Origin of the sequence: Thermus caliditerrae, assembly GCF_021462525.1 — a bacterium.
Taxonomy (GTDB): Bacteria; Deinococcota; Deinococci; order Deinococcales; family Thermaceae; genus Thermus; species Thermus caliditerrae.
In genome coordinates this window covers 18162-42297 of the sequence record NZ_JAKEDT010000020.1, presented here as the reverse complement: position 1 = coordinate 42297, position 24136 = coordinate 18162, and the positions used below count along the sequence as shown (strand labels likewise).

The following is a 24136-nucleotide window of genomic DNA, read 5'->3' as shown; positions in this document are numbered from 1 at the left end:
ATGGAAGGACTTGGCGTGCTCTTTCTGGCTTTTGTTGTTCTTGTCCTCGTTTTTCTCTTCTTCAGCTTCATCCCCGTAGGCCTCTGGATCTCCGCCTGGGCCGCAGGGGTCAGGGTGCCCCTCATCACCCTGGTGGCCATGCGCCTAAGGCGGGTTCCCCCCGCCAAGATCATCTACCCCCTCATCAAGGCCACCAAGGCGGGGCTGGACGTGCGCCTGGACCGCCTCGAGGCCCACTACCTGGCGGGGGGCAATGTGGACCGGGTGGTGGACGCCTTGATCGCCGCCGACAAGGCGGGCATCAAGCTCACCTTTGATCGGGCCGCGGCCATCGACCTGGCGGGGCGGGATGTGCTGGAGGCGGTACGGGTCTCCGTGAACCCCAAGGTGATCCAGACCCCCATGGTGGCCGCGGTCGCCAAGGACGGAATCCAGCTTCTCGCCACCGCCCGGGTAACGGTGAGGGCCAACATCGACCGCCTGGTGGGTGGGGCCGGGGAGGAGACCATCATCGCCCGGGTGGGGGAAGGCATCGTGACCACCATCGGCTCCGCCCTCTCCCACAAGGAGGTCCTGGAAAACCCCGACCGCATCAGCAAGACCGTGCTGGAAAAGGGCCTGGACGCGGGCACGGCTTTTGAGATCCTTTCGGTGGACATTGCGGACGTGGACGTGGGCAAGAACATCGGGGCCCAGCTCCAGATCGACCAGGCGGAGGCCGACAAGAAGATCGCCCAGGCCAAGGCGGAGGAGCGCCGGGCCATGGCGGTGGCCGCGGAGCAGGAGAACCGGGCCCTGGTGGAGGCCATGCGGGCCAAGCTGGTGGAAGCCCAGGCCCAGGTGCCCCTGGCCCTGGCGGAAGCCTTGCGCGCGGGAAAGCTTGGGGTCATGGACTACTACCGCCTGAAGAACATCGAGGCCGACACCGAGATGCGGGAGTCCATCAGTCGGGCGGCCAAGCCCGAGGGTGAGGAATGAGCCTAGACGACCTCCTGGGCCTCCTTTTCCTACTCTTCTTCATCGTCATCCCCGCCCTGCAGGGCCTAAGCCGCCGGGGCCAGCCTCCCCCCACCCCCCCGGGATTTCCCGAGGACCTGCCCTTACCGGAGCCCCTACCCCGCCCCAAGCCCAAGGCCCGACCCAAGCCGAAACCCCGGCCTACCCCCCCTCCCTCCCAACCCACCGAGGCGGCCTCCTTGGAGCGCTACCCCAGCCCGGAGCGAACCCCCTTGGAGGTCAGCTTCCGCGCCACCCCAAGCCCGGAAGAGGAGCCCCAAAGGGCTCCCAAAAGAAAGCTGTTGGCCACAGACGGTGAGAGCATCCTGAAAGGGGTGATATGGCACGAAATCCTGAAGAGGCCCAAAGGCTGGTAATCCCGCTAAAACCCGAGGAAACCCTGGCCTTCTTGGGCCAGGCGGACCGCAACCTGAAGAAGCTCCGCTCCCTTTTCCGGGAGGCCTTCGGCGATCGGCTCAAGCTCATCACGCGGGGTAACCAGGTGGAACTGGAGGGTGACCAGGAAGCGGTAGAAGTGGCCGAGCGGGCCGTGCGGGACCTTTTGGCCCTCCTCAGGCAAGGAGCGGAGCTGGACCCGCCCACCCTGGAACAGTCCGTGGCCCTGGCCTTACAAGGGGAGGGCCTGTACCAGGCCACCACCCCGGAAACCGAGCTGGCGCTACCGGGCCGCCTTAGGCCCAAAACCCCGGGGCAGAGGCGGTACGTGGAGGCCATCGCCCACCATGACGTTACCTTCGGGGTGGGCCCTGCGGGAACCGGCAAGACCTATTTGGCGGTGGCCATGGCGGTGAGCCACCTTCGGGCCAAGAGGGTTAAGCGCATCGTCCTCACCCGGCCGGCGGTGGAGGCGGGGGAAAAGCTGGGGTTTCTGCCCGGGGACATCCAGGCCAAGGTGGACCCCTACCTCCGGCCCCTCTACGATGCCCTCTTTGACATGATCGACGCCGAGCGCTTTGAGCAGTACCTCCAGTCCGGGATCATTGAGGTGGCCCCCCTGGCCTTCATGCGGGGCCGCACTCTGAACGATGCCTTTATCATCTTGGACGAGGCGCAAAACACCACCCCGGAGCAGATGAAGATGTTCCTCACCCGCATGGGCTTCTCCTCCAAGATGGTCATCACCGGGGATATCACCCAGATCGACCTGCCCAAGCACCAGAAGTCGGGGCTGGTGGAGGCCATCCGCATCCTCAAGGGCATTGAGGGCATCGCCTTCATCTACTTCAAGGAGTCCGACGTGGTGCGCCACCCCCTGGTGGCCCGCATCATCAAGGCCTACGAGGAAGCGGAACGTGGTGGCGATCGTAGCCAATAAGCGTCCGCCCCGCGGCCTCATCCCTAGGCTCCGCCGGGCTCTTTCCACCCTGATGGAGGAACTGGGCGTGGGGGACAAGGCGGTCACGGTCATCCTCACCGGGGACCGCAGGATCCGGGCGCTCAAGCGGGCGTGGTGGGGGGAGAACGAGGCCACGGATGTCCTCTCCTTTCCCCACTATGAACCCGGGGATCCCTTCGTACCCCCCCACCTGGGGGACATCTGGATCAGCCTGGACACGGCCAAGCGCCAAGCCGAGGCGCGGGGGATGGGCCTCGAGGAGGAGGTCCTGGTCCTGGCGGCCCATGGGCTTTGGCACCTCTTAGGCCACGACCACCAGCAGGAGGAGGATTGGGAAGGGTTCCGCCGCGTCCAAGAGAGGATCCTCAGCCTCTAAAAGGGGTTCTGCGCTCCTTCGGCTACGCCTGGGAAGGGGTGCGGTACGCCTGGCGGGTGCAGCGCAACTTCCGGGTGGAGGTGTGCCTGGCGGCCTTGGCCTTGGGCCTTGCCCTATGGCTCGGGGTGAGCCTGGTGCCGGTCCTCCTCCTCACAGCCTTGGTCCTCTCCCTGGAGCTTCTGAACACGGCCCTCGAGGCCCTCACCGACCTGGCGAGCCCCGTCTACCACCCCCTGGCTAAGCGGGCCAAGGACACGGCGGCAGGCGCCGTACTCCTGGCCAGCCTCACCGCTTTCCTCCTGGGCCTCTACCTCTTCCTCCCCCCCCTCCTGGCCCGCCTTGGGCTAAGCTAGAGGCATGGACTACGAGGAAAGGGAGCTGATCCTGGAGCTCTTCCCAGGCACCTCCCCTGACCTTCTCCCCATCGGGGAGATTCTTTATTACCGAGACGAGGAGGGCCGGGTGGTCATCCTGGAAAAAGGCCCTCCGGAGCTTCGGCTGGTGCTGGAACCCCTGCCCGGAACCGCCACCACCCCCCAGGTGTGCGAGGCGTGCCGCCGTCACCTCTCAGGGAACGCCCTCGGCTTCTTCCGCCACCCCGTAGGGGGAAGGCCCACCCACCTCCGCTACCTGGTTCTCTGCCAGGACACGGGCTCTTGCGCCAGCCATGCGGAGCCCGAGCGTTTGAGGGAAATCCTCCTTCGGGGTATACTCACCTGAGAAGGAGGCCCTTGGGCCGTGGAGGTCGGCTTTGGCCGGCCTCTCAATCTTCCCAGCGGGGACCGAACCCTGACGCACGAGGTGAGCTATGGCGCGCGAGGTGAAGCTAACCAAGGCCGGCTACGAACGGCTCATGAAGCAGCTGGAGCAGGAGCGGGAGCGCCTGCAGCAGGCCACCCAGATCCTGCAAGAGCTCATGGAGTCCTCCGACGACTACGACGACTCCGGGCTGGAGGCGGCCAAGCAGGAAAAGGCCCGCATTGAGGCGCGCATCGACAGCCTGGAGGACGTCCTCTCCCGGGCGGTGATCCTGGAAGAGGCGGCCACGGAGGTCATCGGCCTGGGCTCCGTGGTGGAGCTGGAAGACCCCATGACCGGGGAGCGCCTCTCCGTGCAGGTGGTTTCCCCCGCAGAAGCCAGCGTCCTGGAAACCCCCATGAAGATCTCCGATGCCTCCCCCATGGGCAAGGCCCTCCTGGGCCACCGGGTGGGGGACGTGCTGGCCTTGGAAACCCCCCGGGGCAAGAAGGAGTTCCGGGTGGTGGCGGTAAGCGGCTAAACCACACCTTCCATGAACGAGCAAACCCGGCAACGCCTGCTGAACCTGGAAGCCTTGGTGGAGGCGGGCTTCGAGCCCTACCCCTACCGCTACCCCAAGACCCAAAGCGCCCAAGAGATCCTGGCCGCCAAAGCGGGAGCTCCCCCGGAGACGGAATGGAGCGAGGAAGTGGCCCTGGCCGGGCGGCTCCTGGCCCTAAGGCGCATGGGCAAGGTCACCTTCGCCCACCTCCTGGACGAGAGCGGCAAGATCCAGCTCTACTTCCAGAAGGACCTCACCCCCCATTACGAGCTCCTGAAAAAGCTGGATGTGGGGGACATCTTGGGCGTGAAGGGCACCCTCTTCACCACCAAGACCGGGGAGGTCACGGTCAAGGTCCTCTCCTGGACGCCCCTGGTGAAAAGCCTTCACCCCCTGCCCGACAAGTGGCACGGCCTCAAGGAAAAGGAGGTCCGCTACCGCCAGCGGTACCTGGACCTCATCGTGAACCCGGAGGTGCGGGAGGTCTTCCGCCGGCGCACCGCCATGGTGCGCTACATCCGCCGCTTCTTTGAGGAGCGGGGGTTTTTGGAGGTGGAAACCCCCATCCTCCAGCCCACCACCGGTGGGGCGGAGGCCCGGCCCTTCAAGACCTACCACAACGCCCTGGACCACGAGTTTTACCTGCGCATCTCCCTGGAGCTTTACCTGAAGCGCCTCCTGGTGGGCGGCTTTGAGAAGGTCTTTGAGATCGGGCGCAACTTCCGCAACGAGGGCATCGACCACAACCACAACCCCGAGTTCACCATGCTGGAGGCCTACTGGGCCTACGCCGATTACCAGGACATGGCCCTCTTAGTGGAAGAGCTCCTTTCGGGGTTAGCCCTCCACCTCTTCGGCAGCTACCAGGTGCCCTACCAGGGCCGGGTGCTGAACTTCGCCCCACCCTTCAGGCGCATCTCCTTCGTGGAGGCCCTCAAGGAGAAAGCTGGCCTGCCCTTCGACCCCTTGGACCTGGAGCGCTTGCGCCTCTGGGCCGACGCCCACCACCCCGAGCTGGCCCAAGTGCCCAGCTACAAGCTCCTGGACAAGCTTTTCGGCATCTACGTGGAGCCCGATCTGCAAGACCCCACCTTCGTCTTTGACTTCCCCCTGGCCATCAGCCCCTTGGCCAAGCGGCACCGGGAGAAGCCCGGCCTCACGGAGCGCTGGGACCTCTACGCCGCCGGGATGGAACTGGCCCCTGCCTACTCCGAGCTCAACGACGCCCTGGACCAGCGGGAGCGCTTTCTGGAGCAGGCCCGGCGCCGGCAAGAGGGGGATGAAGAGGCCCCTGAGCCCGACGAGGACTTCCTCCTGGCCCTGGAGTACGGCATGCCCCCGGCGGCGGGGCTTGGCCTCGGCCTAGACCGCCTGGCCATGATCCTCACCGACCAGCCCTCCTTGAGGGACGTCCTCCTCTTCCCCTTGCTCAAACCCAAGCGGGAGCCCGTGGAGGAAAAGGCCTAGATGGCGGAGAAGGCCGCCCGCCTCAGCCTCCTGGTGGCCCTGTGGGTCCTGGGGTTAAAGGCCTTGGCCTACCTCCTCACCGGTTCGGTGGCCCTGCTCTCCGACGCCCTCGAGTCCACGGTGAACGTGGCCGCAGCCCTCATGGCCCTCTTCACCATCCGCTTCGCCCAGAGGCCCCCCGACGAAACCCACCCCTTCGGCCACACCAAGGCTGAGTACTTCTCCGCGGTGCTGGAAGGGGTCTTGGTGGTGGTAGCCGCTCTCCTCATCGCCCAAGAGGCCCTTCCCCGGCTTCTAAACCCCAAGGCCCTCCAGGGTTTGGGCCCTGGGCTTCTGGTGAGCCTTTTCGCCTCCTCACTAAACGGCCTTTTGGCCCTGCACCTGATCCGGCAGGGCCAGGCCCTGCGCTCCCCCGCCCTCACCGCCGACGGCTACCACGTGCTGTCGGACGTCCTCACCTCGGTGGGCGTTCTGGTGGGGGTGGGCCTAGCCTGGCTCACGGGCTTCTGGGTGCTGGACCCCCTTCTCGCCCTGGTGGTGGCGGGCAACATCCTCCTCATGGGCCTGCGCCTGGTGCGCCAGTCCGTAGGCGGGCTCATGGACGAGGGGCTTTCGGGCGCGGAGGTGGAGGGGATCCGCAGGGCCATTGCCCGCGTGCTCCAAGGAAGGGCCCTCGAGGTCCACGACCTCAAGACCCGCCGGGCGGGCCCCCGGGCGTTCCTGGAGTTCCACCTGGTCGTCCCGGGAAGCATGAGCGTGGAGGAAGCCCACCGCCTCTGCGACGAGCTGGAACGGGCCCTGGAAGGGGAGTTCCCTGGGCTTTCCGTCACCATCCACGTGGAGCCGGAAAGCGAACGTCAAAGCCAAGGAGAGCGGGCCCCCTAGAGGTTCGCCTCATGGAGGACATGACGCCCTTTTCCAGGGGCGCATAAAAGCGTAAACTACAGGGCAAAGGGAGGGCCCATGCGCAAGAAGCACGACTGGCTCAGGGAAACCTACCGGAAGAGCCTGGAGAAGATGCCCGAGAGGCCCGTGGCCCACCGCACCCTTTCGGACATCGCCCCAGAGCCCCTCTACACCCCCGAGGACATCGGGGTCCTGGACCCGGAGTACGAGGAAAAGCGGGGCTACCCGGGGGAGTACCCCTACACCCGCGGGGTCTACGGCTCCATGTACCGGTCCAAGCTCTGGACCATGCGCATGTTCGCGGGCTTCGGCACCGCCGAACAGACCAACGAGCGCTTTAAGAAGCTCCTAAAGGCCGGTCAGACCGGGCTCTCCGTGGCTTTCGACCTCCCCACCCTCATGGGCTACGACTCCGACCACCCCCTTTCCAAGGGAGAGGTGGGCAAGTGCGGGGTGGCGGTCTCCAGCCTGGCGGACATGGAGGTCCTCTTCGAGGGCATCAACCTGGAAGAGGTCACCACCTCCATGACCATTAACAGCCCGGCCAACGCCATCTGGGCCATGTACCTGGCGGTGGCCAAGAAGCGGGGCTACGACTGGAAGAAGCTGGGGGGCACCATCCAGAACGACATCCTCAAGGAGTTCATCGCCCAGAAGGAGTTCATCTTCCCCCCCGAGCCCAGCGTGAAGCTGGTCATCGACACCTTCGAGTGGGGGCCCAAGAACGTCCCCAAGTGGAACTTCATCTCCGTCTCCGGCTACCACATCCGGGAAGCCGGCTCCACCGCGGTCCAAGAGCTGGCCTGGACCCTGGCCGACGGCTTCGAGTACGTGGAGGCCGCCCTCAAGCGGGGCCTGGACATCGACGAGTTCGCCCCCCGCATCAGCTTCTTCTTCGACGTCCACAACGACTTCTTTGAGGAGATCGCCAAGTTCCGGGCGGCGAGGCGCATCTGGGCCAAGGAGATGCGCCACCGCTACGGGGCCAAGAACCCGCAAAGCTGGATGCTCCGCACCCACGCCCAGACCGCCGGGGTCTCCCTCACCGCCCAACAACCCCTGAACAACATCGCCCGGGTGGCCATCCAAGCCCTGGCCGCCGTTTTGGGGGGTACCAACAGCCTGCACACCGATGCCTACGACGAGGCCCTGGCCCTGCCCACGGAGGAGTCGGCCACCATCGCCCTCCGCACCCAGCAGATCATCGCCTACGAAACGGGCGTCACCCACACCATCGACCCCCTGGCGGGCAGCTACTACGTGGAGTGGCTCACCGACGAGATGGAGCGCCAGGCCATGGCCATCATCGAGGAGATCCGGCGCATGGGGGGCGTGGTGCGGGCCATCGAGGAGGGCTACTTCCTGCGGGAGCTGGCCGAGGCCAGCTACCGCTACCAGCAGGAGGTGGAGCGCAAGGAGCGCATCATCGTGGGGGTAAACGCCTTGACCGATGAGATCCCCTTGAAGGTTCCCATCCAGCTGGTGGACCCCGAGGTGGAGCGGGTGCAGGCCGAGCGCCTGGCCCGGGTGCGCCGAGAGCGGGACCCCAGGCGGGTGGAGGAGGCCCTTTCGGGCCTGCGGCGGGCGGCGGTGGAGGGGGGGAACACCATGCCCCACTTCGTGGAGTGCGCCCTGGCCTACTGCACCCTGGGGGAGATGATGGACGTCTTGCGGGAGGTCTACGGCACCTACCAGGAGCCAGCTTACGTTTAGGATGGGGCTATGGACAGGCGCATACGGGTGCTCATCGCTAAGCCGGGCCTGGACGGCCACGACCGCGGGGCCAAGGTGGTGGCCCGGGCCTTAAGGGACGCCGGCATGGAAGTGATCTACACGGGCCTGCGCCAGACCCCGGAGATGATCGTCAGCGCGGCGGTCCAAGAGGACGTGGACGCCATCGGGCTATCCATCCTCTCCGGGGCCCACATGCACTACTTCCGCGAGGTGAAAAGGCTCCTGGAGGAACAGGGGGCCTCGGACATCCTCCTCTTCGGCGGCGGCATCATCCCCGACGAGGACGTGCCCAAGCTGCTGGAGCTTGGGGTGGCGGCGGTCTTCGGCCCTGGGACCAGCACCCAGGAGATCGTGGACTTCCTCCGCCAGGCGGTGCCCGAGCGCTGGCGGGCCCAGGGTTTGGCATGAAGGCCATCCAGCTCTACTACCCCCCGGAGTGGGCCCACTGCTACGGGTGCGGCTACCTGAACCCCATGGGCCTCCACCTCAAGACCTATTGGGACAAGGAGCGCAAGGAGAGCCGCACCGCCTTCGCCCCGAGCCCACACCACACGGCCATCCCCGGGTTTGTCTACGGGGGGCTTCTCGCCTCCCTGGTGGACTGCCACGCCACCGCCACCGCCGCCGCCGCCAAGGCGGACGCCGAGGGGCTGGACCTGGAAAAGACCCCCCTCCGCTTTGTGACCGCCAGCCTCAAGGTGGACTACCTGAAGCCCACCCCCCTGGGCCCGGAGCTCGTCCTGGTGGGGCGGGCCCGGGAGGTCAAGGGCAAAAAGGTGGTGGTGGACACCGAGCTCTTCGCCGACGGCCTGCTCACGGTGCGCGGGGAAGCCGTTTTGGTTCAGATCACCGAGGGCTTTCCTCCAGCAAGCGCTCCAACCTCCGGATGAGCTGGGACAAGGCACCAGCCCGGGGCGAAGCGAGGAGGGCTAGCTCCAGCCAGGCTTCCTCCAGGAGGTCGCGCATCTGGCGGAGTTCCTGGGCGGGGAAGATCTGGCCCAAGGCCAGGATTTGGCAGCGGTCCTCCAGCACCTGCTTCTCCCGCTTGAGGCTTTCCACCAACACGCCCATCTGGTAGACCTGCATTTCCTTTTCTTGGAGGAGCTTTTCCAGGTGGCTCTCCTCCCTGCGCTTTCGCGCAAGGTACTGGTTCACCTGGCGCTCCAGCTCGTCATCCCAGTGGAACATGTTTTCAGCTTAGAGGGGATATGAATAGCGGCGTGTGATTTTTGCACACACCCTAAGGGCCGGAAGCCTCTGGGGGCCCACCGCGAGCCAAAGCCCCTGCGCGAGCCTCCTGGTACCGCTCCAGCAGGAAGAGGAAGAGGGCCAGGGCCAAGAGGTAGGGCCTAAGCGCCACCCATGCCGGTGGGGCTAGACCCAGATCTTGAAGGCGCAACACCCGTCCCCCGCTGGCCTCGGCCATTTCCTGGAGGACCTTTTCCCCCGGGTACGGGGTCCACTCCCCTGGCAGGGGCAGGGCCAGGGGTATCTGGCGCTTGCCCTCCCGAAGCACCCCAGGTTCCGAAACCCAAGCCTCGTGGCGCACAGGTCCCGTGGGCACCAGGGGCACCTCCTTTCCCCCGCTCAGGAGGATGGGGTTCTCCAGCTGGCCAAGGACCACCATCTGGACGCCCCCTGCCTGGGGGTAGGCGTAGAGGGCTAAGGAGCGCCGGCCCCCCACGAGGTAGCGGGCGAGGCCGCCCAAAAAGGGAGCCGCCCCTTCCCATCCCCGCCAGGAGCGGGAGAGGTCCGTGGCCAAGGCCGCCACCCGGCCCTCCCCCCGCTCCCCCAAGGCCAAGACCGCCCGGTTGCCGCTCTCCAAAAGCACTTCCGCCCAGGGCTCGGCCCGGGCCGGGAGGAGGACCGCCAAGGGAGGTGGGGCAAACCCCTGGGTCAGGGCATGGGGTTTCACCGCCACCGGGAAACGACCCTCCAAACCCTCCCCCTGGAAGACCTCCTGTCCCTCCTTCAAGAAAAGCCGGGGAAGCTCCCTTGGGGCCGTTGCCTGGTAGTACCGCCCCCCACCCCTCTCGGCCAGGGCCTGGAGAAAAGACCGGTCGGCGTCGGGCCCCAGGGCCATGGCGCTCACCTCGAGGCCCGAGCCCTCGGCTAAGGCCAAGAGGGGCTCTTGCGCATCGGCGATGAGGCCGTCGCTGAGCACCAGGAGGCCCTTGCGCTCCACCGGCACCCCCTGCAAAAGCCGCACCGCTTCCCGGAAGGCGGGCCCCAGGGCCGTCCCGCCCCCTGCCCGCACGGAGAGGAGGAGGCTTTCCGCCTCCTTTTTCCCCTGGGCCGTCATGGGCCTGGGAGGGAAAAGAACCCGCGGGGTGGAGGAAAAGAGGACCACGCCCACATAGTCCTCCTCCGCCGCCGACCGCAAAAGCTCCAAGGCCCCGGCCACGGCCATGGAGAGCTTATCCCCTTCCATGCTCCCGGAAACGTCCAGGACCAGCACCAACGCGGCCCCCTTGCGGCCTAGGGGCTTCAGGGGAAGGTCCTCGGGCAGGGCGCGGTCCCACCCGCCGAAGAAGAGCCCTTTGGCGGTGGCGGTAAAGAGGAGGCCCCCGCCCCGGCGAAGGTAGTCCCGAAGGGCCTCAGGAGCCCCCTCGGGGAGGTCCAAGACCCCAAGCCCCACCGCCACCAGGTCGGCCTCGAGGGGCACCCGGAACGGACCCTCCTCCACCCGGAAGCCTTGGACCTCCAGGTAGCGGGCCAGGGCCGGATCCCCCAGGACCAGGGCCTTGGGGCGGTCGGCGGGGGCGAGCCGCACCTGGGCCTCGCTCCGCCCCCAAGGGCCTTCGGCCACCGCCCGCACCTCGGCCTCCTCCGTGAGGGGGAAGGTGTAGGTGAGGCTCTTTAAGCCCTCCACCCGCAAGGAGCGCTCCAGGACCCCCCCGGGCCCCTCCACCCTCAGGCGGGCCTCGGTGGGGAGGGGGGCCTCGAGGACCACCCCCACGCCCACGGTCTCCCCGAAAAGGGGATAAGGGGGGGGCACCAAACGCACCTCCACGTGAACCTTGGGAAGCACGTGGATGACGTCCAGGGGGAAAGGGGGAGGCAGGGGCTCCAAGAGCCCGTCGGACACCAGCGCCACCCGGCTGGGCCTGAGCTTGGCTGCCTCCTGAAAGGCCGCCTTCAGGTCCGTTCTCTCCCCCAGGTCCAGCCTCCGGGCCGTGGGAGCGGGAAGCCGCACCGCCCGCTCCGCGAAGGCCACGTAGACCCCCTCCTTGGGCAGGCGCTCCGCCAGGGCAAAGACGCCCTCCCGCGCCGAGGGGGAGAAGTCCAAGAGGTAGACCACCCGGCCCGGCAGGGGCGCCTTCAGGTCCAAAAAGGCCAGCAGGAGCAGGAGGAGCACCGCTCCCCGCAGCAGGCGGGGCATAGCCCTATCCTAAAGGCCCCTCAGTCCATCCAGTGCCCCAGCTTCTCCTTCTTGGCCTGGAGGTAGCGCTCGTTAAAGGGGTTGTCCCCCGCCCGCAGGGGCACGCGCTCCACGATCTCGATGCCGAAGCCGGAAAGGGCCTTCACCTTGCGGGGGTTGTTGGTGAGGAGGCGCATCTTGCGCACCCCCAGGTCGTAGAGGATCTGCGCCCCCACCCCGTAGTCCCGGAGGTCTGGGGGGAAGCCCAGGGCCAGGTTGGCCTCCACCGTGTCCAGGCCCTGGTCCTGCAGGTGGTACGCCCGGATCTTGTTGATAAGGCCGATCCCCCGCCCCTCCTGGCGGAGGTAGACCAGGATCCCCTTGCCCTCCTCGGCGATCTTTTGCAAAGCCAGGTCCCGCTGGAAGCCGCAGTCGCACCGCAGGGAGTGGAGGGCGTCCCCGGTGAGGCACTCGGAGTGCATGCGCACCAGCACGGGCTCCTCCGGCCCCCACTCCCCCATCACCAAGGCGGCGTGCTCCTGCCCGCTGAGGGTGTCCCGGTAGCCCAGGATGCGGAACTCCCCGTACTGCGTGGGCAAAAGCGCCTCCGCCTCCCGCCGCACGTAAAGGTCCCCCTTTTCCAGGCGGTAGCGGATCAGGTCGGCGATGGTGCCCACCTTGAGCCCGTGCTTCTTTGCGAACTCCAGAAGGTCGGGCAGGCGGGCCATGGTGCCGTCCTCCTTGAGAATCTCGATGAGGCTCCCCACCGGGGTAAGCCCGGCCAGGCGCAAGAGGTCCACCGTGGCCTCCGTGTGCCCGGCCCGCCGCAGAACCCCGCCCGGCCGGGCCACCAGGGGAAAGATGTGCCCGGGACGGCGGAAGTCCTGGGAGCCCGCCTCCTTGTCCGCCAAGAGCCTAATGGTGGCCGCCCGCTCAAAGGCGGAGATCCCCGTGGTGGTGCCCCTAGCGTCCACGCTCACCGTGAAGCGGGTGCCCTGGGGGTCTTGGTTGCGCTCCACCATGGGAGGAAGGTCCAGGGCCTTGGCCCGCTCCTCGGACAGGGCCACGCAGAGGAGGCCTCGGCACTCCTTGAGCATGAAGTTCACCCACTCCGGGGTGACGTGCTCTGCCGCCATGATCAGGTCGCCCTCGTTCTCCCGGTCCTCATCGTCCACCAGGATCACAGGGCGTCCTTGGCGGAGCTCCTCCAAGAGTTCCTTCACGCTAGCCAGCCCTTCCATGCACGCCTCCTTCCAGGAGTCTTTCCAGATAGCGGGCGATGAGGTCCACCTCCAGGTTCACCCCGTCCCCGGGCGAGAGGCGCCCCAGGTTGGTGACCTCGAGGGTGTGGGGGATAAGGGTGACGAAGAAAACCTCCCCCTCAAGGCCGGCCACGGTGAGGGAAACCCCGTTCAAGGCCACGCTTCCCTTCTCGGCGATGTAGCGGGCATAGCCCTTGGGGGGGCGGAAGAAGTAGTTCCTGGCCCCCGGAGCCTCCTCGATGGCCACAAGCTCCGCCACCCCATCCACGTGCCCGGTGACGAAGTGCCCCCCAAGCCGGTCCCCCACCCGCAGGGCCCGCTCCAAGTTGGGGCAGTGCCCAGGGCGCCAGGTGGGAGCGGTGCGGGCCAGGGTTTCCTTGGCCAGTTCCACCCAAAACCCCTCCCCGTCCACCTCCACGGCGGTGAGGCAGGCGCCGTCCACCGCCACCGAGTCCCCCACCTTCAGGTCCGCAAGCACCCTTTTTGCGGCGATCCTGACCCTGAGGAAGGGGCCTTCCTCCACCCTGACGATCTCACCCGTTTCCTCCACGAGTCCCGTGAACATCACTCCTCCGGATAAGCCTCCAGCCAGAGATCCTTGCCGATCCACTCCTTGCGCACCAGCCTAAGCCCCTTGGCCTCGGCCATGTGTTCGGGGACAAACCCCTCCAGGAGGCCCCTTCCCTCTCCCAAAAGCTTGGGGGCCAGGAACAGGGCCAGCTTGTCCACCAGGCCCCTCTGCCAGAAGGCCCCGGCCAGGCGAGGCCCGCCTTCCAGCAACACCCCGTCCAAACCCTCCTCCAGGAGGAAGGCCAAGGCGGCCTCGAGGCTCACCCTTCCCCCGTCCCGGGGAAGCTCCACCACCCAGGCCCCTGCCCGCTCCAGGGCGGCAAGCCGCCCCCTGGGCACCCCTTCCCCCACCAGCACGTACACCCGGGCGGGCTCCCCCCGGGGACCCGGCTGGAAGAGGCGGGCCTGGGGAGGGGTGCGGGCTTCGGTGTCCAGGACCACCTTGGCCGGATCCCGCAAGGGAGGAGGCTCCAGCATGAGGGGGAAGGGCCTGAAGTCGGGATGGCGCACCGTGAGGGCGGGGTCGTCCTGGAGTACGGTCCCCACGCCCACCATCACCGCGGGAAGCCACTGGCGGTACGCCTGGGCCACCCTTCGGCTCGCCTCCGAGGAAACCCAGCGGGCGTCGCCGGAGCGGGCCGCCACCTGACCGTCCAAGGTGAGGGCCGCCTTCAAAAGAACAAAGGGCCGCCCCTTTTTCTGGACGCTGAAGAACACCTCGTTCTGCTCCCGGGCTTCCTCCTCCAAAAGCCCGGCCTCCACCGCCACCCCCGCCGCCTGGAGGCGCTCAAGCCCCCCCTTGGCCAGGGGGTTCTCGTCCCGGGCGGCCACCACCACCCGGGCCACCCCCGCCTGCAAGAGGGCCAAGGTGCAGGGGGGGGTGCGGCCATGGTGGTTGCAAGGCTCCAGGGAAACGTAGGCGGTGGCCCCCCGGGCCAAGGCCCCCGCCTGCCTCAAAGCGAAGACCTCTGCGTGGGGCTCCCCCGCCCTGGGGTGGTACCCTTCCCCCACGATGCGGCCCTCGTGCACCAAGACCGCCCCCACCATGGGGTTGGGGTGGGTATGGCCTCTGGCCCTTTCGGCCAGCTGTAGGGCTCTACGCAGGAAACGCTCGTCCAGCTCTCGCAAAGGCCCTCCTTCTCCCATCCGGACTTTCACCGTCGGCCCCGGAGTTCCACCGGGTCGGGCCCCAAAGGGGCTTCGCGGGCTTTCACCGCCGGTGGGGACTTCCACCCCGCCCCGAAGGAGGTGCCAGGTGGCACCAAGCCCACTTTAGCAGGTCGGGGAGGAAGAATGTCCGCTGGTCCCTAAAGACCCTGGACCTAAAAAGGCAAAAGGGCGCCCACAGGCGCCCTTCCTGGTGGAGGTGGGGGGAGTTGAACCCCCGTCCGAGAGTCCCTACAGCGGCCTTCTACGCGCGTAGTCCGCGTTTTGGGTGTCCCCCTGGCTTGGCCCGCGGACGGGCGGCCAGGGGCAAGCCCCGTTAAGGTTCGCTGCGGACTACGGGGCGTCGCCCACAGCTAGCCGGGTTTGGTGTCCCCGCGCCGACGAGCCCCCGGCAGGGCTTCCGGGCGAGGTCGCGGGTCTAAGCCGCGAGAGCGTAAGCAGGCTTGTTGGCCTTTATTCTTTTGCGGGTTTTTACGAGGCCACCCGCACCTCGGCGCGCCAGCCTGCCTTCGGCGACCCCCGTCGAGACCGTTCACCCCCATGTGGTTGGGCCGGGATGGGACCGGCAACCTTGAGTGTACTAGGCTAAAGGGGTTGTAGTCAAGGGGGCCTTGGGTGTAGACTACGAGCAGTGCTCCCAAGGGAGGGGGGTGGGTGTAAGCCCACCCTTCCTTTGTGAAGGGAGGTGAGGAGGTGCCCGTGGAGCTTTGGCGGTTGGTGGAGGAAGCGGTGGAGCCCTTGGACCTCGAGGTCCTGGAGGTCAGGGAGGCTCCGGGGGAGGTGCTGGTGCGCCTGGAGCGCAAAGACGAACAGCCCATTAGCGTGGCCGACCTGGAGCGGGCGAGCCGCGCCATTGAGGCCGTCTTGGACCGGGAAGACCCCATCCCCGGCTCCTACCGCCTCCTGGTGGAGTCCCCCGGGCCCAAGCGCCCCCTCTTCACCCGCCGCCACTTTGAGCGCTTCCAGGGCCTCAAGGCCAAAGTGCCGGGGCCCGAGGGGTTCACCGGGCGCATCCTGCGCCTGGAGGGGGACGAGGTGGTGTTCCAGGTGGGCACCGAGGAGAAGCGCCTGACCCTGGGCACCTTCCGCGCCAACCTCGCCGAGTGGCCCGAGGAGCCGAGGTAAAAAGGGGGAAGCATGAACCGGGAATTCATAGACGCCATGCAACAGCTGGCCCTGGAGCGCGGGGTCACCACCGAGGAGGTCCTCGAGGCCTTCAAGGAGGCCCTGCGCAAGGCCTACATCAAAAGACAAAAAGGGTACAAAAAAGAAGAGGTGGACGCGGGCAAGGGCCCAGAGGTGGACGTCTACATCGACCCGCAAACAGGCCGCATCGAGATGGTGGAAGTCCGCCGCGTGGTGGAGAAGGTGGAGGACCCCGACAAGGAGATCGCCCTGTCCGAGGCCCTCCAGTACGACCCCGAGGTCCAGGTGGGGGACGAGATGGAGTTCCCCATCGACCCCGAGGGCCTTTCCCGCATGGCCATCCAGGACCTGCGCCAAATCCTCACCCAGCGCCTCAAGGAGTCCGAGCGCAACCGCATCTACAACGAGTACAAGGACAAGGAGGGCCAGGTCCTCACCGGGGTGGTGACCCGGGTAGACAACCGGGGCAACGTCTTCGTGGAGCTGGGCCGCGGCGAGGCCTACCTGCCCCGGAGCGAGCAAATCCCCACGGAGCGCTACTACCCTGGCCAGCGCCTCAAGGTCTACCTGAAGAAGGTGGACCGCTCCGCCAAGGGTCCCTCCCTCATCGTCAGCCGGGCCCACGAGGAACTCCTGAGGCATCTCCTGAGGCAGGAGGTGCCGGAGATCGCCGAGGGAATCGTGGAGATCAAGGCTGTCGCCCGGGAGCCGGGGAAGCGGAGCAAGGTGGCGGTGATGAGCCACAACCCCAATGTGGACCCCATCGGGGCCTGCATCGGGCACAAGGGGCAGCGCATCCAGGCGGTTTCCGCCGAGCTGGGCCGGGAAAAGGTGGACATCATCCAGTGGGCCAAGGACCCCAAGGAGTTCATCCGAAACGCCCTCTCCCCCGCCCAGGTGGGCTCCATAGAGCTGGACCCCGACGGCAAGAAAGCCCGGGTCAAGGTCACCAAGGACCAACACTCCCTGGCCATCGGCACCGGGGGACAAAACGTGCGCCTGGCCTCCAAGCTCACCGGCTACGACATCCACTTCGAGGAGGCGGAGATCTCCGACCTGGACGAAGCCATCCGCCGGGCGGCTCAGGAGGAAACGGAGTCCTCCTCCCGGGCCAAGGAAGAGTTCGAGAAGCTCTTCAAGGACCTTGGGTCATGAAGCACGTGCCCATCCGCATGTGCGTGGCCTGCCGCAGAAGGCGGCCCAAAGGGGAGCTTTTGCGCATCCTCCTCACCGCGGATGGGTTCCAGCTGGACCCCTCAGGGAAACTTCCGGGCAGGGGGGCCTACGTCTGCCCCGACAGCCCGGAGTGCTGGCAGGAGAAGAAGCTCCGGCGCTTTGCCGGTAGCCGCGCCAGGGCCCTTTCCGAAGCCCTGGCCTCCCTTTTAGGAGGTAGGGATGGCCAAAATACGCATTTACCAGCTGGCTAAAGAGCTGGGCATGGAAAACGACGAGCTCCTAGAGCTCCTGGACCAGATGGGGGTGGCCTACAAATCCCACGCCTCCACCCTCTCCGAGGAGGACGCGGAGGCGGTGCGGGAACTGGTCAAGGAGCAGCGAGGTCTCCAGGAGAAGATGGCCGAGGAGGAGCGCCGCAAGGCCCTCCCCCGCCGCCCCCCCGTGGTGGTCATCATGGGCCACGTGGACCACGGGAAAACCACCCTCCTGGACTACCTGCGCAAGAGCCGCATCGCCGAGAAGGAAGCCGGGGGCATCACCCAGCACGTGGGCGCTTTTGAGGTGAAGACTCCCCAGGGCACGGTGGTCTTCATCGACACCCCGGGGCACGAGGCCTTCACCGCCATAAGGCAGCGGGGGGCCAAGGTGGCGGACATCGCCATCATCGTCATCGCCGCCGACGACGGCATCATGCCCCAGACGGACGAGGCCATCGCCCACGCCAAGGCCGCCGGGGCCAAGATCGTCTTCGCTCTGAACAAGATGGACCTCCCGCAGGCGGACCCCGAGCGGGTAAAGCGCCAGCTCATGGAGCGGGGCTTTGTGCCCGAGGAGTACGGCGGGGACGCCATCGTGGTGCCCATCAGCGCCAAAACCGGCCAGGGGGTCCAGGACCTCCTGGAGATGATCCTCCTCATCGCCGAGCTGGAGGACTACCGGGCGGACCCCAACGCCGAGCCCAAGGGCATCATCCTGGAGTCCAGGCTGGACAAGCAGGCGGGCATCATCGCCAATATGTTGGTCCAGGAGGGCACCTTCCGCGTGGGGGACTACGTGGTGGCCGGCGAAGTGTACGGCCGCATCCGGGCCATGATGGACGCGGAGGGCCACCAGCGCAAGGAGGCGGGCCCGGGAAGCGCCGTGCAGGTGCTGGGCTTCCAGGAGCTTCCCCACGCTGGGGATGTGGTGGAGTGGGTGCCGGACCTCGAGGCCGCCAAGGAGATCGCCGAGGAGCGCAAGGAGGAACGCAAAGCCAAGGAGGAATCGGAGCGGGAGCGCCGCCCCAAGACCATGGCCGACCTCCTCCGCGCCCTGCAGGAGGAGGGGAAGAAGGAGGTCAACCTCATCCTGCGGGCCGATACCCAGGGTTCATTGGAAGCGATCCAGCACATCCTGGCCAAGGAGAGCACGGAAGAGGTGCAGATCAACGTCCTCCTGGCCCAGGTAGGGGCTCCCACCGAGTCCGACGTCCTTCTGGCCCAGACGGCGGGCGCCGCCATCCTGGCCTTCGGGGTGAACCCCTCGGGTTCGGTGAAGAAAGCGGCGGAGCAGAAAGGGGTGCTCCTCAAGACCTTCCGCATCATCTACGACCTCGTCGACGAGGTGCGGGCCATGGTCAAGGGGCAGAAGGAGCCCCAGTACAAGGAAGAGGTCCTGGGTCGGGCCGAGGTGCGGGCCGTCTTCCGCCTGCCCATGGGCAAGCAGGTGGCCGGCTGCATGGTGACCCAGGGGAAGATCGCCCGCAACGCCGAGGTGCGCGTCCTGCGCAAGGGCCAGGAGATCTGGAAGGGCCGCATGGCCAGCCTCAAGCGCTTCAAGGAGGACGTGCGCGAGGTGGCCCAGGGCTACGAGTGCGGCATCGGCCTCGAGGGCTTTGACGACTTCCAGGAGGGGGACGTCATCGAGGCCTACCAGATGGTGGAAATCCCCGCCTAAGGGAACCATGGGGCGCCTCCTTCCCATCTGGGCCGCGGTGGCCCTGGTCCTCCAGGGGGTGGCCCTACCCGCCCCCAAGGGGGAGGACCGGGCAGGACTCCTGACCAAGGGCCCGGCGTTGGTCCAGAAGGAAGACCGAGGGGGCGGGAGCCCCGCTCCCCTCCTCCCAGCCCTACCCAAACCTCCCCGGGCGCTGCCCGAGCCTCCTCGGGAAGGGGCGCTTCCCAGCCCCGCTCCTGCACCCCTAGGCCCCGACCTTTACCTCCTCTACCTGCGCCTGCAGCTGGACGGGGGCTAGCCCAATCCCCCGGAGGCCCGCGCTGAGGCGGGAAGGCGGCGCGGGCTAGGGTATAGCAGGCTTCCCCGGCCAAAGGACCTCAACACCTGTGATCTAAGGACGCATTATGAACCGAAAGCTGTTGCACGGACTTTTCCTCCTGGGCCTTTTTCTCCTGGCCATCCTCCTCGTTTGGAAACCCTGGGCGCCCCAAGAGCCCAAGGTGAAGCTGGGCCTGGACCTCAAGGGGGGCCTCCGCATCGTGCTGGAGGCCGCGGTGGAAAACCCCACCCCCGACGACCTGGAAAAGGCCCGCACCGTGCTGGAAAACCGCATCAACGCCCTGGGTGTGGCCGAGCCCCTGATCCAAATCCAAGGGCAGAAGCGCATCGTGGTGGAGCTTCCCGGCCTCTCCCAGGCCGACCAGGACCGAGCCCTCAAGCTCATCGGCCAGCGGGCGGTGCTGGAGTTCCGCATCCTCAAGGAGGGGGCCACGGGCACCACCGTGGCCCAGATCAACCAGGCCCTCAGGGAAAACCCCAGGCTCAAGCGGGAAGACCTGGAGAAGAACCTCATCAAGCCCGAGGACCTGGGCCCAGCCCTTCTTACGGGCGCGGATCTGGCCGATGCCCGGGCGGTCTTCGACCAGTTCGGCCGCCCCCAGGTGGCCCTCACCTTCACCCCGGAAGGGGCCAAGAAGTTTGAGGAGGTCACCCGGGCCAACGTGGGCAAGCAGCTGGCCATCGTTTTGGACGGCAAGGTCTACACCGCCCCCGTGATCCGCCAGGCCATCACCGGGGGGCAGGCGGTGATCGAGGGGCTATCGGGCCTCGAGGAGGCCAGCGAGATCGCCCTGGTCCTACGCTCCGGTGCCCTTCCGGTTGCTTTGGAAGTGGCGGAGATCCGCTCAATAGGCCCCACCTTGGGCCAGGACGCCATCCAGGCGGGCATCCGCTCGGCCCTCATCGGCACCCTGGCCATCTTCCTCCTCATCTTCGCCTACTACGGCTTTAGCCTTGGCCTGGTGGCCTCCTTGGGCCTCATCTACACCTCGGTCTTGATCCTGGGCCTCCTCTCGGGCTTGGGGGCCACCCTGACCCTTCCCGGCATCGCCGGCCTGGTCCTCACCCTGGGGGCGGCGGTGGACGGGAACGTCCTCTCCTTTGAGCGCGTCAAGGAGGAGCTAAGGGCAGGAAAGAAGTTCCGCCAGGCCATCCCCGAGGGCTTCAAGCACTCCACCCTCACCATCCTGGACGTGAACATCGCCCACCTCCTGGCGGCAGCGGCCCTTTACCAGTACGCCACCGGGCCGGTGCGGGGCTTCGCGGTCATCCTGGCCATCGGCGTGGTGGCCAGCGTCTTCTCCAACCTGGTCTTCAGCCGCTACCTCCTGGAGCGCCTGGCGGACCGGGGGGAGATCCGCCCCCCCATGTGGCTGGTGGACCCCAGGTTCAACTTCATGGGCCCAGCCCGCTTCATCACCGCGGCCACGCTCCTCCTGGCGGTGCTAGCGGCGGGCGTGGTCTTCACCAAGGGCTTCAACTATTCCATCGACTTCACCGGGGGCACCGCCTATACCGTGCGCACAGGAACCGAGGTAGGCGTGGACACCCTGAGGCGCTTCCTGGAGGAGAAGGGCTTCCCTGCCAAGGAGGCGGTGATCACCCAGGTGCAAGCCCCCACCGCCGACTACCGGGAGTTTTCCCTGAAGCTCCCCCCCCTGCCCGACACCAAACGGCTGGAGCTGGAGGGGCTTTTCGCCTCGGAGCTCAAGGCCACGGTCCTCACCTCGGAAACCGTGGGCCCTGCCATCGGCTCGGAGCTTCGCCGCAATGCGGTGATGGCGGTGCTGGTGGGCCTGGGCCTCATCCTCATCTACGTGGCCTTCCGCTTTGACTGGACCTTCGGGGTGGCCAGCGTGCTGGCGGTGGCCCACGACGTGGCCATCGTGGCGGGGATGTATAGCCTTTTGGGCCTGGAGTTCTCCATCCCCACCATCGCCGCCCTGCTCACCATCGTGGGCTACTCCATCAACGACTCCATCGTGGTCTCCGACCGCATCCGGGAAAACCAGAAGCTCCTGCGGGGGGTGCCCTACCGGGAGATGGTGAACCGCTCCATCAACCAGACCCTCTCCCGCACGGTGATGACCAGCCTCACCACCCTCCTGCCCATCATCGCCCTTCTCTTCCTGGGGGGAAGCGTCTTGAGGGACTTCTCCTTGGCCATCTTCGTGGGCATCTTCGTGGGCACCTACAGCTCCATCTACGTGGTGAGCGCCCTGGTGGTGTTCTGGAAGGAGCTACGGCAAGCGCGGGCCAAGAAGGCAGCCTAGGTAGAAGCGGGAGAACCCACCCCCGGGGGCCGCATCCCCTGGGGGTTTAACCTTCCCAACCCAGCTCCCGCAAGGCCCTTCGGTGCAGGAGAAGGCCCTCCTCCTGGGCCGAAGTACCCTGGAGGCGGCGCAGAGCCTCTTCGTCCAAGGGATCTAAGCGCAGGGCCAGGAGCCAGTCCTCGAGCCGGGGGCTTCGCAAAAGCCCTTGCCGCCGCTCCTCCAGATAAGCCCTGGCCCAGTCCTCTAGAAAGGGATGCCCCAGCCCCCGAAAGGGCAAGGCCAAGGGAGCCTCGGGGTCTTGCAGATCCAGGTACAGCTCCGGAGCTTCCCGGTTAAGCCCATAAGGCCTCTGGCGGAGGAAATAGGGCTTGGCCCCTTTAGGGCGGCCGGGCTCCAAAGCACTCACCACCTCCCACCACAGCACCCGAAACTCCCCAGCGGACACCGACAGGACCTCCTCCAGATCCTCCTTCGCCCAGTCCCCGGTGGCCAAGAGGGCCAGGAGGAGGCGAGCCTTATCCCGGCGGAACCGTACAGGCCGTCCCTCCACCCGCACCTCAAATCCCCCGAGAACCCGTATCTCCACCCGCACCCCGGGATGGTAGGGAACGGGAAGGCGGCCAAGTCGCCAAAGGGCCCGGCGTACCCGGGAAACCGGGGGTGAGAAAAGCGTCCGGTGGGCCAGGAAGGGGTATACCCGCAAAAGGCCTTCCCATCCATCCCCAAAGGGGTAAGCCTCGGCCATAGCCCGAAGGAAGGGGTCCAAAAGGGGCAGAGCGGGCAAGGAAAAAACCTCACCCCGCCGAAGCCAAGCCACCGCCACCATAAGGGTGAGGAAGCCTTCCACCCAAAGATCCCCGGCGGTCCGGGCCAGGCGGACCATTTCCCTGTAGGCCTCTTCATCCCCCAGAGCAGCCAGCCCCCCCAGGGCTTCCACCTTAAGCCGGGCTGGGCCTCCTTCCGCCATGGCCAAAGCGGACTGGTAAGCGGTTTTGGCCTCCTCCAAGCGATGCAAGGCCAGAAGAGCATGGCCCCTTCTGGCCTGGGCCAGGCTCATGCCAAAGGGGCTTCCCAGCACCTCGGCCTCCCTCAACCCCCGCTCCGCCCAGCGAAGGCCTTCTTCCGCATCCCCGGCCACGCACTCCAGAAGCGCCCGAAGAAGGGCGCCTTCACGATGGTTCTGCGGCGGCCGGTGCAAGCCGGGTTCCGCGCTTTCCCTAAGCCAGGCCAGGGCCTCTGCAGATTTTCCCTGCCGAAGGAGAAGCCGCGGCCCCGAAAACCCCAGGGCCTCCGCCTGCTCCACCCGGCCCTCGTTGAGGAGGTTCTCGGCAAGAAGTGTCCGCGCTTCTTCCGGAAAGAGCCGACAGGCCTCCTCCACATAGGGGCGCCCCCGCGCGGGCTCCACCGTGTCCAGGAAAAGGCGGGCCAACCCCAGATAGGCCCGGGTCTCCCCTGCCCTAAGGACCTTCTGGTAAGCAGCCTCCGCCTCTTGGTAACGCCCAGCCTGGCGCAAGGCCTCCGCCTCCAAGAGGCCGAGCTTATGCCGCCCTCGCCGCAGGGCTTCCGGCAGGTGGGCCAGAAGGCGCAAGACGGTATAGGTGAGGCCCCGGGCCAACCAGGAAAGCCCTTCCTGCGCCAAAAGATCCGCCACGTGGCCAAGCCTTCCCGCCTCCAGGAGAAACTCGGCCGCCCGAACCCCTTCCCCGCGGGCTAGGGCCTCTTCCGCCGCCTTGGTGAGGAGCCCCCGGGCCTCCGCCTCGGAGAGGAGCGTTTTCAAGGCGCTGCGCACCAAGGGATGGAAGCAGAGCTTCCCCTCCCTCCTTTCCAGGAGCAGGTCCTCGGCGAAGGGCAGAAGGACCTGCCCCTCCGCCTCCGGAACCTCCCCCAAAAGGGCCAGCCTCGAGGCCTCCCGCAGAACCTCTTCGGGAAGGCCATAGGCCAAGTAGGCCAAGAGCCCCTCAGCGCTCTCCAGCGCCAGCTCCGGCTTAAGCCCTCGGCGCATGGCCAACAGAACTACCCTCAGGCCCAAGGGCCATCCCTTCACCAGGGAAAGAGCCCGTTCCACCTCAAAAGCCGGAAGCTCAGGGGCCAAGGCCCTGGCGAGCTGGCAGGCCTCCTCAGGATCGAAGGCCAACTCTCCCTCGGAAAGCACCGTGAGGAAAGCAAAAGGTGTGGCCCTGCGCGAAAGGAGCAAGAGCCTTAGTCCGGGAAGCCGGACCAGGCCCTGCACCACCTTGAGCACCCCGGGGCTTTCCGCCCGATGCACCTCATCCAACACCAAAAGGTGGAAGCCCAAGGGCTCCAGAGCACCTAACAAAGCCTCCAAGGCCCTAGGCCAAGCCCCCGCCTCCAAGAGCTCCGCCACCTGCTGAAGCTCGGCCCGACCTTGGTAGGCAGCCAGAAGGTGCCACAGGAAAACCGCCGGGTCCTTGGCCTCCTCAGCCAGGGCCACGTAGACCCCGGAAAACTCCGAGGCCAGGCTGGTCTTCCCGTACCCCGCCCCTGCAGCCAGGACCACCCCGGGGCTTTGGCGGAAGGCTTCCTCCACCAAGCGTCTTGGGCGGTCTCGCCGCACCTCCTTGGCCGTGCGCGGAGGGAGGAGCCTCAAGGTAGGTACCGGGTAGGGCACGGCTTCATTCTCGCCGGGGTTCGGCCCGGGGGCAAGCCCCAAGGCTTGCGCCAACGCAGGGACTTTGGAAAAGATGTGCACGCAAGTGTTCGCTTCATGCCGGCAAAGTGGAGTGCTTGAGCCGGCCCCCGCCGGACCCCGA

Annotated in this window: 24 protein-coding genes, 1 other RNA gene and 1 riboswitch; of the genes, 18 read left to right on the top strand and 7 right to left on the bottom strand. The window is 66.9% G+C overall.

Annotated elements, in window-relative coordinates; translation table 11 throughout:
- The 12 genes from floA (at position 1) to L1088_RS10155 (ending at position 9026) form a co-directional block, all read left to right on the top strand.
- Positions 1 to 978: a flotillin-like protein FloA gene (floA, locus tag L1088_RS10210; RefSeq protein ID WP_234554925.1), complete on the top strand. Its 978-nt coding sequence runs from the start codon at positions 1 to 3 to the stop codon at positions 976 to 978.
- Positions 975 to 1373 carry a hypothetical protein gene (locus L1088_RS10205; protein ID WP_038042758.1) on the top strand — a complete coding sequence of 133 codons (399 nt, stop codon included), beginning with the start codon at positions 975 to 977 and terminating at the stop codon, positions 1371 to 1373. Before floA ends, L1088_RS10205 begins: the two co-directional genes overlap by 4 nt.
- Positions 1337 to 2332, top strand: a complete 996-nt coding sequence (locus L1088_RS10200) for a PhoH family protein (protein WP_038042760.1) — start codon at positions 1337 to 1339, stop codon at positions 2330 to 2332. The genes L1088_RS10205 and L1088_RS10200 overlap by 37 nt, the downstream gene beginning before the upstream one ends.
- On the top strand, positions 2310 to 2729 hold the full coding sequence (gene ybeY, locus L1088_RS10195; RefSeq protein WP_234554923.1) for an rRNA maturation RNase YbeY: 420 nt from the start codon (positions 2310 to 2312) through the stop codon (positions 2727 to 2729). Before L1088_RS10200 ends, ybeY begins: the two co-directional genes overlap by 23 nt.
- Positions 2684 to 3082 (top strand): diacylglycerol kinase, encoded by a 399-nt coding sequence (locus L1088_RS10190; protein WP_234554922.1) that lies wholly within the window; start codon positions 2684 to 2686, stop codon positions 3080 to 3082. The genes ybeY and L1088_RS10190 overlap by 46 nt, the downstream gene beginning before the upstream one ends.
- 4 nt (positions 3083 to 3086) lie before the next feature.
- A complete protein-coding gene (locus L1088_RS10185; RefSeq protein ID WP_038046136.1) occupies positions 3087 to 3449 on the top strand; it encodes a hypothetical protein in 363 nt (120 codons plus the stop codon).
- Positions 3450 to 3537: 88 nt separating this feature from the next.
- Entirely contained in the window at positions 3538 to 4008 is a 471-nt protein-coding gene (locus tag L1088_RS10180; RefSeq protein ID WP_038046134.1) for a GreA/GreB family elongation factor, read from the top strand.
- Positions 4009 to 4020: 12 nt separating this feature from the next.
- Positions 4021 to 5496, top strand: a complete 1476-nt coding sequence (lysS, locus tag L1088_RS10175) for a lysine--tRNA ligase (RefSeq protein WP_234554921.1) — start codon at positions 4021 to 4023, stop codon at positions 5494 to 5496.
- The gene (locus tag L1088_RS10170) at positions 5497 to 6381 is read left to right on the top strand and encodes a cation diffusion facilitator family transporter (protein WP_234554919.1); all 885 of its coding nucleotides are present in this window, start codon (positions 5497 to 5499) and stop codon (positions 6379 to 6381) included. It begins immediately after the preceding gene.
- Positions 6382 to 6459: 78 nt separating this feature from the next.
- Positions 6460 to 8115 carry an acyl-CoA mutase large subunit family protein gene (locus L1088_RS10165; RefSeq protein ID WP_234554918.1) on the top strand — a complete coding sequence of 552 codons (1656 nt, stop codon included), beginning with the start codon at positions 6460 to 6462 and terminating at the stop codon, positions 8113 to 8115.
- 9 nt (positions 8116 to 8124) lie between these two features.
- Positions 8125 to 8544 carry a cobalamin B12-binding domain-containing protein gene (locus tag L1088_RS10160; RefSeq protein ID WP_038046121.1) on the top strand — a complete coding sequence of 140 codons (420 nt, stop codon included), beginning with the start codon at positions 8125 to 8127 and terminating at the stop codon, positions 8542 to 8544.
- Entirely contained in the window at positions 8541 to 9026 is a 486-nt protein-coding gene (locus L1088_RS10155; protein WP_234554917.1) for a PaaI family thioesterase, read from the top strand. Before L1088_RS10160 ends, L1088_RS10155 begins: the two co-directional genes overlap by 4 nt.
- On the opposite strand, the gene L1088_RS10150 is transcribed toward L1088_RS10155, so the two are convergent.
- From L1088_RS10150 to ssrA, 6 genes are all read right to left on the bottom strand, one after another.
- Positions 8983 to 9324, bottom strand: coding sequence for a hypothetical protein (locus L1088_RS10150; RefSeq protein WP_234554916.1), 342 nt, complete (start codon positions 9322 to 9324; stop codon positions 8983 to 8985). The genes L1088_RS10155 and L1088_RS10150 overlap by 44 nt on opposite strands.
- Before the next feature lie 52 nt (positions 9325 to 9376).
- Complete coding sequence (locus L1088_RS10145; protein WP_234554915.1) at positions 9377 to 11518, bottom strand: VWA domain-containing protein; 2142 nt, start codon at positions 11516 to 11518, stop codon at positions 9377 to 9379.
- A 20-nt stretch (positions 11519 to 11538) separates the two neighbouring features.
- Positions 11539 to 12738, bottom strand: coding sequence for a bifunctional 3,4-dihydroxy-2-butanone-4-phosphate synthase/GTP cyclohydrolase II (locus L1088_RS10140; protein WP_234554914.1), 1200 nt, complete (start codon positions 12736 to 12738; stop codon positions 11539 to 11541).
- Complete coding sequence (locus L1088_RS10135) at positions 12722 to 13324, bottom strand: riboflavin synthase (RefSeq protein WP_038046112.1); 603 nt, start codon at positions 13322 to 13324, stop codon at positions 12722 to 12724. The genes L1088_RS10140 and L1088_RS10135 overlap by 17 nt, the downstream gene beginning before the upstream one ends.
- A complete protein-coding gene (ribD, locus tag L1088_RS10130; RefSeq protein WP_234554913.1) occupies positions 13324 to 14457 on the bottom strand; it encodes a bifunctional diaminohydroxyphosphoribosylaminopyrimidine deaminase/5-amino-6-(5-phosphoribosylamino)uracil reductase RibD in 1134 nt (377 codons plus the stop codon). Before ribD ends, L1088_RS10135 begins: the two co-directional genes overlap by 1 nt.
- A gap of 2 nt (positions 14458 to 14459) precedes the next feature.
- Positions 14460 to 14580, bottom strand: a riboswitch (FMN riboswitch).
- Between the two features lie 107 nt (positions 14581 to 14687).
- Positions 14688 to 15036, bottom strand: a transfer-messenger RNA (tmRNA) gene (gene ssrA / locus L1088_RS10125).
- 159 nt (positions 15037 to 15195) lie between these two features.
- Between ssrA and rimP the strand changes: the two genes are divergently transcribed.
- The 6 genes from rimP to secD all read left to right on the top strand — a co-directional run bounded on the left by rimP (position 15196) and on the right by secD (position 21365).
- A complete protein-coding gene (gene rimP, locus L1088_RS10120) occupies positions 15196 to 15621 on the top strand; it encodes a ribosome maturation factor RimP (RefSeq protein ID WP_038049386.1) in 426 nt (141 codons plus the stop codon).
- Between the two features lie 12 nt (positions 15622 to 15633).
- Positions 15634 to 16797 carry a transcription termination factor NusA gene (gene nusA / locus L1088_RS10115; protein WP_234554912.1) on the top strand — a complete coding sequence of 388 codons (1164 nt, stop codon included), beginning with the start codon at positions 15634 to 15636 and terminating at the stop codon, positions 16795 to 16797.
- Positions 16794 to 17069 (top strand): YlxR family protein, encoded by a 276-nt coding sequence (locus L1088_RS10110; RefSeq protein WP_234554911.1) that lies wholly within the window; start codon positions 16794 to 16796, stop codon positions 17067 to 17069. Before nusA ends, L1088_RS10110 begins: the two co-directional genes overlap by 4 nt.
- Positions 17038 to 18753 (top strand): translation initiation factor IF-2, encoded by a 1716-nt coding sequence (gene infB, locus L1088_RS10105; RefSeq protein WP_234554910.1) that lies wholly within the window; start codon positions 17038 to 17040, stop codon positions 18751 to 18753. The genes L1088_RS10110 and infB overlap by 32 nt, the downstream gene beginning before the upstream one ends.
- Positions 18754 to 18760: 7 nt before the next feature.
- Positions 18761 to 19051, top strand: a complete 291-nt coding sequence (locus tag L1088_RS10100; protein ID WP_234554908.1) for a hypothetical protein — start codon at positions 18761 to 18763, stop codon at positions 19049 to 19051.
- Between the two features lie 106 nt (positions 19052 to 19157).
- Positions 19158 to 21365: a protein translocase subunit SecD gene (gene secD, locus L1088_RS10095; protein WP_234554906.1), complete on the top strand. Its 2208-nt coding sequence runs from the start codon at positions 19158 to 19160 to the stop codon at positions 21363 to 21365.
- 46 nt (positions 21366 to 21411) lie between these two features.
- Here secD and L1088_RS10090 read toward each other — a convergent pair whose 3' ends face one another.
- The gene (locus L1088_RS10090; RefSeq protein WP_234554904.1) at positions 21412 to 23994 is read right to left on the bottom strand and encodes a hypothetical protein; all 2583 of its coding nucleotides are present in this window, start codon (positions 23992 to 23994) and stop codon (positions 21412 to 21414) included.
- Positions 23995 to 24136: the final 142 nt, after the last annotated feature.

Bases quoted from the DNA above. Each gene is read 5' to 3' on its own strand.
- floA (WP_234554925.1), top strand. From the start codon at position 1: ATGGAAGGACTTGGCGTGCTCTTTCTGGCTTTTGTTGTTCTTGTCCTC.
- L1088_RS10205 (WP_038042758.1), top strand. From the start codon at position 975: ATGAGCCTAGACGACCTCCTGGGCCTCCTTTTCCTACTCTTCTTCATC.
- L1088_RS10200 (WP_038042760.1), top strand. From the start codon at position 1,337: ATGGCACGAAATCCTGAAGAGGCCCAAAGGCTGGTAATCCCGCTAAAA.
- L1088_RS10185 (WP_038046136.1), top strand. From the start codon at position 3,087: ATGGACTACGAGGAAAGGGAGCTGATCCTGGAGCTCTTCCCAGGCACC.
- L1088_RS10180 (WP_038046134.1), top strand. From the start codon at position 3,538: ATGGCGCGCGAGGTGAAGCTAACCAAGGCCGGCTACGAACGGCTCATG.
- lysS (WP_234554921.1), top strand. From the start codon at position 4,021: ATGAACGAGCAAACCCGGCAACGCCTGCTGAACCTGGAAGCCTTGGTG.
- L1088_RS10170 (WP_234554919.1), top strand. From the start codon at position 5,497: ATGGCGGAGAAGGCCGCCCGCCTCAGCCTCCTGGTGGCCCTGTGGGTC.
- L1088_RS10165 (WP_234554918.1), top strand. From the start codon at position 6,460: ATGCGCAAGAAGCACGACTGGCTCAGGGAAACCTACCGGAAGAGCCTG.
- L1088_RS10160 (WP_038046121.1), top strand. From the start codon at position 8,125: ATGGACAGGCGCATACGGGTGCTCATCGCTAAGCCGGGCCTGGACGGC.
- L1088_RS10155 (WP_234554917.1), top strand. From the start codon at position 8,541: ATGAAGGCCATCCAGCTCTACTACCCCCCGGAGTGGGCCCACTGCTAC.
- L1088_RS10150 (WP_234554916.1), bottom strand. From the start codon at position 9,324: ATGTTCCACTGGGATGACGAGCTGGAGCGCCAGGTGAACCAGTACCTT.
- L1088_RS10145 (WP_234554915.1), bottom strand. From the start codon at position 11,518: ATGCCCCGCCTGCTGCGGGGAGCGGTGCTCCTCCTGCTCCTGCTGGCC.
- L1088_RS10140 (WP_234554914.1), bottom strand. From the start codon at position 12,738: ATGGAAGGGCTGGCTAGCGTGAAGGAACTCTTGGAGGAGCTCCGCCAA.
- L1088_RS10135 (WP_038046112.1), bottom strand. From the start codon at position 13,324: ATGTTCACGGGACTCGTGGAGGAAACGGGTGAGATCGTCAGGGTGGAG.
- nusA (WP_234554912.1), top strand. From the start codon at position 15,634: ATGAACCGGGAATTCATAGACGCCATGCAACAGCTGGCCCTGGAGCGC.
- L1088_RS10110 (WP_234554911.1), top strand. From the start codon at position 16,794: ATGAAGCACGTGCCCATCCGCATGTGCGTGGCCTGCCGCAGAAGGCGG.
- infB (WP_234554910.1), top strand. From the start codon at position 17,038: ATGGCCAAAATACGCATTTACCAGCTGGCTAAAGAGCTGGGCATGGAA.
- L1088_RS10100 (WP_234554908.1), top strand. From the start codon at position 18,761: ATGGGGCGCCTCCTTCCCATCTGGGCCGCGGTGGCCCTGGTCCTCCAG.
- secD (WP_234554906.1), top strand. From the start codon at position 19,158: ATGAACCGAAAGCTGTTGCACGGACTTTTCCTCCTGGGCCTTTTTCTC.